The 12,685-nt window shown below is 43.9% G+C and carries 12 protein-coding genes; 7 read left to right on the top strand and 5 right to left on the bottom strand.

Annotation, left to right across the window (positions count from 1 at the left end):
• Window positions 1-99: 99 nt before the first annotated feature.
• The gene (locus QUB37_RS19995; RefSeq protein ID WP_333165312.1) at window positions 100-237 is read right to left on the bottom strand and encodes a hypothetical protein; all 138 of its coding nucleotides are present in this window, start codon (window positions 235-237) and stop codon (window positions 100-102) included.
• Window positions 238-460: 223 nt separating this feature from the next.
• Entirely contained in the window at window positions 461-676 is a 216-nt protein-coding gene (locus tag QUB37_RS19990; RefSeq protein WP_333165319.1) for a glycosyltransferase, read from the bottom strand.
• Between the two features lie 446 nt (window positions 677-1,122).
• Between QUB37_RS19990 and QUB37_RS19985 the strand changes: the two genes are divergently transcribed.
• Window positions 1,123-1,248: a hypothetical protein gene (locus tag QUB37_RS19985; protein WP_333165309.1), complete on the top strand. Its 126-nt coding sequence runs from the start codon at window positions 1,123-1,125 to the stop codon at window positions 1,246-1,248.
• A gap of 223 nt (window positions 1,249-1,471) precedes the next feature.
• Window positions 1,472-4,015, top strand: a complete 2,544-nt coding sequence (locus tag QUB37_RS19980; RefSeq protein ID WP_333165306.1) for a protein kinase domain-containing protein — start codon at window positions 1,472-1,474, stop codon at window positions 4,013-4,015.
• 180 nt (window positions 4,016-4,195) lie between these two features.
• Here QUB37_RS19980 and QUB37_RS19975 read toward each other — a convergent pair whose 3' ends face one another.
• A complete protein-coding gene (locus QUB37_RS19975; RefSeq protein ID WP_333165304.1) occupies window positions 4,196-5,608 on the bottom strand; it encodes a hypothetical protein in 1,413 nt (470 codons plus the stop codon).
• A 77-nt stretch (window positions 5,609-5,685) separates the two neighbouring features.
• Here QUB37_RS19975 and QUB37_RS19970 point away from each other — a divergent pair, with 77 nt between their 5' ends.
• The gene (locus tag QUB37_RS19970; RefSeq protein WP_333165290.1) at window positions 5,686-6,711 is read left to right on the top strand and encodes a hypothetical protein; all 1,026 of its coding nucleotides are present in this window, start codon (window positions 5,686-5,688) and stop codon (window positions 6,709-6,711) included.
• 335 nt (window positions 6,712-7,046) lie between these two features.
• On the opposite strand, the gene QUB37_RS19965 is transcribed toward QUB37_RS19970, so the two are convergent.
• Entirely contained in the window at window positions 7,047-7,370 is a 324-nt protein-coding gene (locus tag QUB37_RS19965) for a TMEM14 family protein (protein WP_190735279.1), read from the bottom strand.
• 125 nt (window positions 7,371-7,495) lie between these two features.
• On the opposite strand from QUB37_RS19965, the gene QUB37_RS19960 reads away from it, so the two are divergent.
• From QUB37_RS19960 to QUB37_RS19945, 4 genes are all read left to right on the top strand, one after another.
• Window positions 7,496-8,800, top strand: coding sequence for an ATP-binding protein (locus tag QUB37_RS19960; protein ID WP_333165288.1), 1,305 nt, complete (start codon window positions 7,496-7,498; stop codon window positions 8,798-8,800).
• A 238-nt stretch (window positions 8,801-9,038) separates the two neighbouring features.
• A complete protein-coding gene (locus QUB37_RS19955) occupies window positions 9,039-9,485 on the top strand; it encodes a tellurite resistance TerB family protein (protein ID WP_333165287.1) in 447 nt (148 codons plus the stop codon).
• 152 nt (window positions 9,486-9,637) lie between these two features.
• The gene (locus tag QUB37_RS19950) at window positions 9,638-10,063 is read left to right on the top strand and encodes a thioesterase family protein (protein WP_333165318.1); all 426 of its coding nucleotides are present in this window, start codon (window positions 9,638-9,640) and stop codon (window positions 10,061-10,063) included.
• Window positions 10,064-10,139: 76 nt separating this feature from the next.
• Window positions 10,140-11,111 (top strand): putative 2-dehydropantoate 2-reductase, encoded by a 972-nt coding sequence (locus QUB37_RS19945; protein ID WP_333165286.1) that lies wholly within the window; start codon window positions 10,140-10,142, stop codon window positions 11,109-11,111.
• A 129-nt stretch (window positions 11,112-11,240) separates the two neighbouring features.
• On the opposite strand, the gene QUB37_RS19940 is transcribed toward QUB37_RS19945, so the two are convergent.
• Window positions 11,241-12,659 (bottom strand): 2-succinylbenzoate--CoA ligase, encoded by a 1,419-nt coding sequence (locus tag QUB37_RS19940; RefSeq protein ID WP_333165285.1) that lies wholly within the window; start codon window positions 12,657-12,659, stop codon window positions 11,241-11,243.
• Between the last annotated feature and the right edge of the window lie 26 nt (window positions 12,660-12,685).

Below are 12,685 nucleotides of genomic sequence, written 5' to 3'. Positions count from 1 at the left end.
GATTGTTTATACGCCCTTTATTTCACATTTTGGTACAGAATGCAAGGGCTTATTGAGAATGGTGCAAGATCTCAGTTTCTGGAACCCCATGCGTAAGCCTTAATTAACTCTTAATTTGCAAATTTCTACCGCGCCAAGTCCACCCCAACCGGTTTCGGTTTTAATCGCAGAACCCATCGCAATCGCCGCCACTAACGCACATCCCAAACCTCCCAACCACAGTATTTTGTAGGGCATTCAGAAATCTCGGCACCCAAGCGGCGAAAGTGTAATGCTGCCAAATTACGATTACGGATAAACAAATAGTTAACCAGGTAAGTGGTTGGTGGGTCGCGGCTGACCAAGAATTTCAAAGGTGGTACCCGCCACGTGATTTATCCGTGGAATCAATCCAAAATCTAAAATCGAAAATCCTCAAGCCCCCGCATTTATCCGTGGGGTCACCTCTAAAATCTAAAATCTAAAATCTAAAATCTAAAATCGATTGACCTGCTAATATTTTAAGCCGGGGGTCGTTGAGATGCTGTTGCAGGGTTTGCCCGATCGCCTTGGTGTCGTCTGTCGATCGATCGTCTACAATTAAAACCTCTAAATTGTCCACAGACAGCGGTGTACTCTCCCTCATGGCGATCGCGCAATCCCGAATATTCTCTGCCTCGTTGTATCCTGGTACGATTACCGAAACTTTAGAGAACTGCGCGGCGGGTTTCGGTTAGGGTATTGCGGAAATTCTGTCGGTTCGAGGCGCATTTTTGACTGATCGGCGCAAATTCTTACTGTAAGCTGTACTTACGATTAGAGAAAAGATTAGCAGGGTTAACAATATCAAAGCGAACTGAGCTCAAATTTTCGGTACACGATTTGTCACCCTAAATATTAAAAAATATTAAAACACAAAGCTAGTCGATCGCCCGAAAAGTTATTTTGACCGAAAGCATCCAGGATACAAGCCCCCGGATTCATCCGTGGGGTCAATGCTTCAATCTAAAATCTAAAATCTAAAATCTAAAATCGATTGACCGCCTCTTTTGCTATAATTTGTGAGCATCTTTCGGCTCGCCCGCAGCGAGGGGCAAGACCCCTCACCCAGACAGCGACCGAAAAGCCGAGGATAGATATCAGTTGTCAGAGGATATTGGAATGGGCGAATTTGTGACAGTCGATGTGTTGGCGAACGGGATAGCGGTACTTGGTGCTTTGGGATTTTTCTTTTTAGGATATCAAGCTTTGCAGATGTTGAAAAAATAATGTATGGAAGAAGGAATAAAGAAGAAAAAAGAAGGAAGAACTATTAGCTCGTCGCTTCCCCCAAACCCATAAAAAAAGGGGAGTAGGGGGGGACAAGAACATTCTTTCGCTCCCCTCAAACCCCTGAAAAAGGAGGATTTAGGGAGCGAAACTCAAAGACAAGTGACTCAACAGTGCAACTGTTTCTTGCGAAAATCAACCAAAAAAAGGCTGCGTTATTATCATGGTGAGCCAACTTTTAGATGGACGCTATCAAATCATTGAAGTCATAGAAACAGGAGAATTTGGACAAACATATCTTGCCAAAGATATTCGCCGTCCTGGAGAACCGCAGTGCTTTGTCAAGCACCTGCGTCCCGGTACTACCGAACCAAAATTAATTAATACTACGCGCCGTCTTTTTCAAAAAGAAGCAGAGGTTCTAGAAAAGCTCGGTCAACATGACCAAATTCCTCAGCTATTCGCTTATTTTGAAGAAAATGAAGAATTTTTCTTAGTTGAATCCTTTGTTGCTGGTCACTCGCTATCAACCGAGATTGTACCGGGCAAGCCTCTAACTGAAGAAAAAATGATTCCTTTGCTGAAGGAACTGTTAGAAATTTTAGTGTTTGTACACGGACAGGGCGTAATTCACCGAGATATTAAACCGGCAAATTTAATTCGCCGCTATTCCGACAACAAGTTAGTTTTGATTGACTTTGGCTCGGTGAAAGAAATTCACATCGCTCAAAGACAAGCGCCGGTAACGGTGCGGATTGGCACTCTGGAATATATGCCGATCGAACAATTTCAATACAACCCGCAACTCAACAGCGATATCTACGCTTTGGGAATGATTGGCATCCAAGCAATGACGGGTTTGCCGGCTTACGATTTGCCGAAACTGCGGGATTTGAAAAATTCTAATAAAGGCGAAATTGTTTGGCGGCATTTAGCCACGTGTTCCCAAGCGCTGGCCGATGTTTTAGACAATATGGTGCGCTACGATTTTCGGGAGAGGTACCAGTCGGCGGCGGAAGCTTTAGCCGATTTGAGGAAAATTGGCGATCGCTCGCGGGCGCGGATTCCCAAGCTGACAATATATCGCGAAGAAGTCGATCGGCGCAGCAGCAGCCGGGGTGATATTACAGTCGTCGGTCGGAGAATATTAGATGAACTGCGCGTCAGTCTGGAATTGCTGCCAGAAGAAGCAGAGGCGATCGAAGATGAGGTATTGAACCCTTACCGGAAATACAGGGAAAAAGGCGAACGCTACGAACAATCACTGCAAGAAGCAATGCAGCAAGAATATCCCTTTTCTCTGGAAACTCGCGACGAATTAAAACGCTTGCAGCAAGTTTTAGGGCTTACCGACGAAGATGCCGCAAAAATCGAAGAATTAGTCATTCCTAAATCTTTATTTGCTAAATTGTACAAGGCGATATCCACAGTTTTAGAGGGACACCGCAACCCCAATCCGTCACCAGCGAGTAGCGCCCCTCACCTCGAATTGCAGGCAAGTCCGGCGGTATCCCCGCAGCTAAATCTGAACGGAAAAACCGATTTCTCGTTAGCGCAGCCCGCCCCTACGGGGGCTACGCCAACGGAGAGGATCGCCAGCCCAGCAGCACTTGTCCCCAAAGAAACTCGCAAATTCAATCCTTATCTTGCCGGGGCGACAATGGCGGCTATATTAGCTGCGATCGGCGGAATTTACGGATATCTCAAATGGCAAGAATGGCAGCAGCTAGTCCAAAAAGAATCTCAACAGCTCAATCAAATTGCAGGTCTCTATAAAGCCAGTAATTATGAAGACTGCATCAGCCAAATACCAACAATTGCCAACACTTCCAGCACCTATTCGTCCGCTCAGGAGTTACAAGAACAGTGCCAAGCAGGTCTGCGGTGGAAGAACGCCAAAGTCAAAAATTTCGCTCAGCATTCAGATGCCGTTGGGTCTGTTGCTTTCAGTCCAGACGGCTTAATGTTAGCCAGCGGTTCTAAAGACAAAACCATCCAAATTTGGGATTTAGCTACAGGCAAGTCGATCCGCACTTTTCCAGGAGATTCCTCCACTATTTGGTCGGTTGCTTTTGACTCAAACGGTACGAAACTGGCGACTGGAACCGGTTTTTGGCGAGTCATGCTGTGGGATTTGAAAACAGGGCAAGTGATTCGCAGTCTCGACCACACTGCTTCTGTTTGGTCTGTCGCTCTTAGCCCCGACGGACAGCTTGTGGCTAGTGCCAGCGGAGACAACACCACAAAGATTTCCGATGCAGCAACTGGTCGTTTGATTCAGAGTTTTCCAGACCATACAGATTTTGTTTATTCTGTTGCTTTCACTCCAGATGGAAAAAGTTTGGTTAGCGCTTCTAAGGATAAAAAAATTACAGTGGTGGATGTCGCAACAGGGGCGTTGCTCAAAACTATTGAGGGACACGGCGACGCGGTGAGGTCGGTTGCTGTTAGCCCAGACGGCAAGACAATTGTTAGCGGTTCCTACGATGAAAGTATTAAAATCTGGAATATCGAAACAGGAGATTTAATTCGCTCTATCCAGGGACATTCGGACGATATTGTCTCGGTTGCTATCAGCCCGGACGGGAAGTTTATTGCGAGCGGGAGCAAGGATAAAACTATTAAAGTTTGGGATTTTGCTACCGGAGAATTGCTGAATACTTTGACTGGACATTCCGATGAGGTTTATGTGGTAACTTTTAGTCCTGATGGCAGAACCATTGCTAGCGGTTCTAAAGACAATACTATTAAGTTGTGGTTGAGGTAATCAGAAGGAAGAAGGAAGAAGGAAAAATAGTCCTTGACGCACAGACTATACTTGTAGGGTGGGCAGTGCACACCTTACTACTACAGATAGTGTAACAATTGAAAAGTTGTGTCTACGACTGAAGAAGTCAGTCAACAGTCAACAGTCAACAGTCAACAGTATCCATTAGTCATTGGTCATTTAATTGGTATAATTCAGCTCGTTTTTTAAGCTTGGGGGAAAGTGCCAATAAGGCGTTTCTAATTCGTCCTCGGTTGGATAATTTTCAGTTGAGTTCTCTCGAATTTGAAAAAAGTGGTAGAGGTTAGCGACAGTTAAATCGGATATTTCTTGCCAATTCGAGGCAGCTAAACCTTGATAACCAGTAGCGATCGCCTGCTGGCTGACATAAAATTCGTATCTCCGGCGGATTTCCGGCGACACAGCGAAGGTTAGCTGGTCGCGCAAGGATAGAAAGTGAGACTTTTGCTTTAAAGTTTCATAAAGTGAAGGTTCCGCAGCTAATACCGCGAATGTAGTGTACACGCTGCTTTTTAACGTTTCGACGGCGAGTTTATCTAAACTAGCTAACTGGTGCTGCTCTTTTGGAGACAAAGTTTGCATCCAATCAACCTCATTTTGCCAAAATTCTATTACACTTAAATCATGGCCGAGAATCCTAGTAACTTCGGGAAATAAAAAATCTAGTTCGAGTTCGGATTGACATCCTTTAACAACAGTTAGAAGATTTTGACAAATTTTTGATTGGAGTTCCAGCAGGCGATCGCTCACCATATCGTAGGCTCGCTGCAAGTGAAACGTGACCCCGATCGCCTGCTCGATCGCCCAAACACATTCCATTTGCCTGAGCTGTCCGGCAGAACACAGCCCCTCCAACAAACTAGAATTATCATAAATTTTTAAAGCCTCAAATAACATATCCCGCCCGCTATTAATTTCGGAATTCCGAAGTTTAAGATCGGGCACTGTCAGGGCTGACTGACAGCGTTTGATAGCTTTAGAAAAAATCTCATAACCGTTAACCAGTTTCTGGCGGTGCATTTCAAAACTAGAGTCGTGAGCTACCTTAAAAATCTGCTGGATCACCTCTACTCCCCTATCCTTGAGGATGTGTCTGAGATCAATAAATCCGTCTTTAATTTTTAGCTTCTGGTGCTTTGCCTCTTCTCGGATTTTTAATACTTGGTTGAGGTTTACTGCTGACAAAACTGTGCTCGATACAGCGCCCATACCAATGACAGCAGCAGTCGCTTGCATCACTGCCAAATTAATTTTCAGACAGTTAAGCATTCTGTATATTTTTTGAAACCCCTGATGAGTTTGAGCCACCTGCAACGGCGCCAGTGTCACGTACACGGGAGCTACCAGCGGCTGTATGGGGCCACCTCCGGCTAACTGTGCGAGCAATCCTATAACTCCGCGCGAGGATAGAGTTTCACTTCTTGATTGATAAAAAATTTTTGCGATCTCCACAAACTCCCCTGTCACCGGATTTCTAGCTGCCGGAAGCAATTTTCCTGTTTTGGCAGCAGGCTGTACTAGGTTGCCACTATTGAGTCGCGCCTGAGTTGCAGGGGTGAATATATAATCCATGTTGTGGCTCAGTTTCCATTCAAAAAAGCAGATGTTCTGTATTGTATGCTGTTTAGGGAAACGAGGGATGAAAGGAAATGAATGAGTATCTCAAGGCATTCCAGGCTATTACCCTGTTTAGCGATCGATTGTTGGCCGACGAATATCAATCCGTGGAGATTAAACAGTCAGCTACCCAACTCAGTTTAGATGTGGAACCTTGTATTGACGAAATTAAGCAATCTGCCATCAGACTCAAGGGGCTACTTCAGGTATGTTTCAAAGATGTATCTCACGCTGAGGATGTCTGGAATAGCAAGCCGAGAATTGCTGGAGCATCTCCTGTTGATGTCTGGGAGCAAATTGGCGAACTAAGCGGATGCGATGTGAGAATTCGCTGTTTAGGAAAACAGGGCAAATATGATGCTGTTGTTAAAGTTCGCAAATCTTGGAGCGACAAGGCGACCAAGTTAAAAAATCAGTGGTTTTTGTGGGATAAAAACCCTCAAGTCTTTCAAAGAGATACTATTGGTTTTTTTGAAAAAGATAATTTGCACAAAGAGTTGCGGAATGAAGTGGATTCCCAGGCAGAGCGAGTGATTTTAATTATGGAGAATGAACTGAGTTTAATTTTTAAAGAATTACAATCTATTGATATAGAAAAAATTGAATTTTGTATTGAATGCTTCGACCTAAACAGTCAGTCGAAATTTAGAGAGCGACTACAATCCATAGGCGGGGAGATTGTATCGAAGTTTACGGAGCCACTGAAATATTTGCCGGATTCTTATATGAAGAGTTTTAAAGAAACGCTGAAAGAACCTGTAGAAACTCTGGTTCATAAAAGCAAGATGGGAATCAGTTTGGTCGATTTTGAAGATTCCTGTCAAGTGATTGGGTCAATCCTGGAAAAGGTAATTTTAGCAATTTTCGAGGAGCGCATGAAACTGGCAATTCAAACAGTTGAAAAAGCGATTAAATTCTACAATAATTTTTTAGAGAAGCAGGCGCGGTATCAGCAAGAGACGCCGGAACAGCGAGCGGCGGAAAAAGATTGGATCGAAGGCCAGCGGCAGCAACTCAGGGAAGTTCAGCAGTATATTGATGCAGTCATCAATCATTAGTGGTTAGTTATTAGTCATTAGTCATTAGTCATTAGTCATTAGTCATTAGTCATTAGTCATTAGTTATTGGTCATTAGTCATTAGTCATTAGTCATTAGTTATTGGTCACTGGTTATTGGTTATTGGTTATTGGTTAGTAGTTATTGGTTATTGGTCATTAGTTATTAGTCATTAGTCATTAGTCATTAGTTATTGGTCACTGGTTATTGTTTATTGGTTATTGGTTAGTAGTTATTGGTTATTGGTTATTGGTTATTAGAACGAACAACTAACAATTAACAAATAACCACTGACCACTAAAAACAGTCAACAGTCAACAGTCAACAGTCAACAGATTATTGATATTGACCGCTGATTTCGTAAACGATCGCGCCCAAAGACGCTAAGCTAGCTAAAATTAGCATTCCGGCAGGCATGAATTTTTGAGTTTTAACAAGGCGCACAATAAAGACTATTACTAAAACAGCGGAGATGGCTGCTGCTAATGTTAAACCCCAACTTTGTCCCATAAGCTGGGCGGTGCCGGCAAAAATTAGGAGGGAACCGCTAATCAAGCCCGAAATGAGCGAGGCTTGGCTTTTGGCCTTGATATAACCCATGATGCCGCCAACCAGTGTTAAAATGCCGTAGCCGATCGCTGCTGCTGTCCCTAAATTCATTTTTAATCCTCCAGATTTCACAAGTGCATCTAAATTTATACAGCGAGACCTGCAATTCCGGTCACAAATTGTTAGAAAATTTATTAAACCCAGTCAGGATATCTAACTGTTATACAATTGCCATTATGTCAGCCCTAACTTCTGGTGCGATCGCCCAAATCCGTTACCTCCAGCGCCAAGCAGCATCCCTGCTGCTGTATCAATCAGTTCTCAAAAGCCCCGCAGGTCAAGCTTTTATCGATTTGCTGCAAGCCCTTCACCACAGCGAAGTCAGCGGTTTGGAATGTCAGGTAGCTTATGGGAACTGGTTCCAAGTTCAGGCTGCTAAAAATTTAAGCTGGAAAGATTCTCTGATTTCCGAAATTCTCAAAGACGAAAACCCCTTTTCTCGCCGAGCTCAGCAAACAGATTTTGCAAGTTTGTCCCCCGCTTTGGTGGAGGCCGCCCGACATGATTTAGAAGTGCTGCAAAATATTTACGAATGCAGCAGCGAACAGTTGAGCAAGTGGGTGCGGGTAGCGGGTCAACTTGACGCAGTGCCTCCGATTTGGCATTCAGAAAGTGTCAAAGAGAATGGCGATTTGCCACTGCACGGCAAACTGGAAAAATGGTCGAGCGCTACGGAATCTTTGGCAGCTTATTACCGACAGTTTGGCACGGGTTTGTTTGCCGAATATCGCGCTTTTGCGTGGCGGCAAGGGCAGTTGGCGAGTATTTCCCATCCCGATCGCATAACTTTAAAAGAGTTGGTTTGCTGCGATTGGCAACGGGATGCTCTGGTGAAAAATACGGAGTTTTTGCTGGCAGGTTATCCGGCTTTGCACGTCTTGCTGTACGGGAGCCGCGGTTCCGGCAAGTCTTCTTTGGTGAAGTCGCTGTTAAATGAATTTGGATCTCGCAATCTGCGCTTGATTGAAGTATCTAAATCGGATTTGCAAGATTTGCCACTAATTGTCGAGCAGTTGCGGGGAGTTCCTCAAAAGTTTATTATTTTTGTGGACGACCTTTCCTTTGAGGAAGATGATGATGCTTTTAAAGCTCTGAAAGTTGTCTTGGAAGGAAATGTCACTGCTCGCTCTCAAAATGTGGTAGTTTACGCCACATCTAACCGCAGGCATTTAATTCGAGAGTTTTTTGAAGACAGGCCTCGCCCCCGCGACGGAGACGAAGTTCACGCTTGGGATACTGTGCAGGAAAAACTTTCATTTAGCGATCGATTTGGCTTGACTTTAACTTTTGAGCCGGCAGATCAAAACACTTATTTAACAATTGTCCGACATCTGGCAGAACTTGCTGGAATCAAACTCGCTCCCGATGATTTGGAGCACCGCGCTAAAGAATGGGCAACTCGTCGCAATGGGCGATCGGGCAGGACTGCGCGGCAGTTTGTTGATTTCCTGAAAGCAGATTTAGCCATTTTTCACAAGTAGATCGTCTGCGCTGGGAGGGCGGGTTTCACTTGACCTATGGAAAGGCAATTCAGGATCTGAATAAACCCGCCATTACAGCGCCAAAGGGCGAAAGAAAAATTCTTAAGTTTTTCATAATTTTATTGATAATAAATAACTTACAAAATTTGATATAATTATCAAAATTCCCAAAGAAACCTCCAGAGCCAGAACCCATCCTGACTCCATAAATCGACCACTAAATAATGAGGAAAATATCATGGGTTTATTTGATAAAGTATCGCAGACTCGCCAAGAAACGGACGTAACGTTAGGGCCTGCCGAAGCATTTGCGGCGATCGCGCTAATTGCCGTAGCAGCCGACGGTTACATCAATGACAGCGAAAGTAAAGCGATTAGCATGACGCTATCTCGGATGCAACTGTTCCGCAGTTATCCCGATGACGTGATGAGAAAAATGCTCGATCGCCTGCTGATGATTATGCAACGGCAAGGAGTGGAGGTACTGTTTAATGCTGCTTTGGCAACGCTTCCCGACGAACTTAAAGAAACAGTTTTTGCTGTGACAACTGATATCGCTTTAGCAGATGGCGAGGTTTCAGAAGAAGAAGAACAACTTTTGAACGATCTTTACAGTGCATTGGGGATTTCTGAAGATATTGCCCTCAAGATTATAGACGTGATGTTGATTAAGAACAAAGGTTAAGAAATCAGGGGGAGGAGTGAGGAGGGCGAATTTTACAATATAAAAAATTAGCGCCTACTTACTTAGCTGACAACTTCTCCAAAAGTGCGGTTTTACCGATATGATGGTTGGTAAAATTGCGATCGAATTTGCGATCGCCGTTACTACCTCAAATGCCTTTCACTTACACCCGCACTGTTCACTTTCAAGATACCGATGCTGCTGGAGTCGTTTACTTTGCTAACGTTTTGGCGATGTGCCACGAAGCTTATGAGGCATCTCTAGCAGCATCGGGAATCAATCTCAAAGAATTTTTCAGCAATCCCCAGGTTGCCTTTCCCATAATTCATGCTAGTGTAGATTTTTATCGCCCAATGTTTGCGGGCGATCGGCTGATAATTCAATTGACGCCCAAACAAGTTACTGGCGATGAATTTGAAATTGCCTATCAAGTATTTTCTGAGGAAGTTGCAGGAAGAAGCGCTGCTAAAGCTTTGACTAAGCACGTCTGCATTGATGCAGTTAGCCGAACTCGAAAACAGCTATCGGAAGACTTGATGGAGTGGATGAGGAAATTTGAGATTGAGATTTCAAATTAGTTCTATCTTTAAATAATAGCAGGGTATGAGAGTCAAATTTCTGTTTTGTTGATATTATTTCTGACTTTTTGATATTATGTCAAATCGCAATTATGCCATTGTGGGCACGGGAGCTTTAGGCGGATTCTACGGTGCTAGACTGCAACAAGCAGGTTTAGAAGTCAATTTTTTGCTACGTAGTGATTACGATCAGGTCAAAAAACACGGTTTGATTGTCGAGTCTCCCGAAGGCGACTTCACCCTCCCCCACGTCCGCGCCTACCACGACGCGCACAAAATGCCTAAGTGCGACGTAGTAATTGTAGCGCTGAAAACAACTCAAAATCACTTGTTGCCCAAAATTTTACCTCCTTTATTAAAGGATAACGGCGCGGTTTTAGTATTGCAAAACGGATTGAATGCCGAACCGGAAGTAGCTAAAATTGTTGGTGCAGAACGAGTGGTTGGCGGGCTGTGTTTTCTCTGCTCTTATAAAGTTGGGCCAGGTCACATCTGCCACCTAGATTACGGCACTATCACGCTGGGAGAATATGCCCAAGACTACAAAGCAATCGGTATTACTGATAGATTGCACAAAATTGCTGCGGACTTTAAACGTGCTCATATTCCTATTAAAATGAGCGAAGATTTGCTATTGTCAAGGTGGAAAAAGCTAGTTTGGAATATTCCTTATAACGGGCTGTCTGTAGTGTTGGATGCCAGAACAGATGAACTGATGGCTAATCCCGATACTCTGATTTTAGTCAAGGAAATCATGGGGGAAGTGATAGCGGCCGCCAAAAGTTGCGATCGCATTATTCCCGATGACTTTATCCCACATATGCTCGACTACACTGAGAAAATGAAGCCTTACCGCACCAGCATGAAAATCGATTATGATGAATCGCGGCCCCTGGAAGTTGAGGCGATTTTTGGTAATCCGATACAGGTGGCGCAGCAAGCAGGTATTAAGTTGCGGCAAATAGAGGTACTTTACCGAATGTTAAAGTTTATGGATTTTCAAAGGCAAGAAGCGGAGAGGACGAGAAGGCTATTAGGTTTGTCGTAATTAGTCAGTTGACTGTTGGCTGTTGACTGTTGACTGTTGACTGTTGGCTGTTAACTGTTGGCTGTTGTCAGGAGTCGGAAATAAGCATGAGAAATTCTGCCTTCTGCATTGATTGCGATCGCCTAATAATTATTGATATTCGAGCGCAATTTTTTGCAATTGTTCTCGATTAACTTTGCCTTGAGAATTGCGTGGCAATTTTTCGACGATTACCCAATATTTCGGTCGCTTAAACTTGCTCAACTTATCTTCCATTGCCGCTTGCAGATTTTTGACAGTAACTTCGGAATTAGCGGGAACGTAGATAGCCGTAACGACTTGACCCCAATCTTTATCGGGCAAGCCAATTACAGCAATATCCGCAACTAAATTAGTCGATCGCACAATAGCTTCAACTTCCGCCGGAAATACATTTTCTCCGCCTGTGATAATTTTGTCGCTGCTGCGTCCGACGATATTTAAGTAGTTATTTTTATCAAAAAATCCCAAATCGTCTAGTTGGAAATATTGGCGATCGGCAAATTGTTCAGGATAATAACCCAACGCCAAAGATTTAGCACTGACCACAATATTTCCGATTTGATTATCGCACAAAATATCGCCATTTGCACTGCGAATAGTTATTTTAGCGTGCGGTAATATTTTACCGGAACTGTTATTGCCCGCGAGAAAATCTTCGGGTTTTAGTGTAGCAATTTGCGAGGCAGTTTCGGTCATGCCGTAACTGAGCGCTAATTTGATTTGATAGTTTCTAGCTGTTTCTAAAAGTTCCGGCCAAGCGGGAGCACCACCCAAAAGTACAGCACGAAACCGTCGAAGCCAATTAGCTGTATCTGGGTTTTGCAACAGCCGTTGCAGTTGAGTTGGGACTAAAGAAATGAAAAACTCTTCTGGTTCGATGTCACTTTTTTTACCATTTTCTAATTCTTTAAATGGCTGAATAGCCATTTTTCCGCTGGTAGTAAAGGAACGCATGAATTGCATTAAACCGCTGACGTGGTATAATGGCAAAACGCAGAAAGAGTTGATTTTGTCAACTTGAAAATATTGTTGAAAACCTTGTACTGATGCGGTTAGTGTTTCCCAAGTGTGGATAGCAAAACGGATTTTTCCTGAAGAACCTCCGGTGGGAATCATGATCGTATCAAAACCGCTTTTTGTCGGCGAATGGAATTCGCGGCTATACACACGAAGTTCGCCTTCGCGGACTGGGATATGGGGATTGTTGGGAAGCGGGTATTGTCCCAAAATTAAGTCGGGTTGGACTAAATCAAAGACTTGTTGCCATTCTGGTTTTACCCAGTTGGGATTGCAGAGAAAAATGGGGCATTTGGCGGCGCGGGCGGCGGTGAAACTTGCCAGAAATTGCACGGGTTCTGGTTCTGCGATGCAAATTTTTGGGGATGTTTTTTGTGGGGAATTTTGGGTGATTTCTTGAAATAGCCGATCGACAATTCGGGCAAATTCGCGACTGTCACAACCGATAAGCCAATTATCAGGCAAGCCAGACGCGATATCCAGGATATTTACTGTTAGATTTGTTGCCATAGATGCTTTCACCAAGTTTCTCGATT

Origin of the sequence: Microcoleus sp. AT3-A2 (assembly GCF_036705685.1) — a bacterium.
Taxonomy (GTDB): Bacteria; Cyanobacteriota; Cyanobacteriia; order Cyanobacteriales; family Microcoleaceae; genus Microcoleus.
The sequence above is the reverse complement of the archived record's forward strand: the minus strand, read 5'-3'. Positions and strand labels throughout refer to the sequence as shown.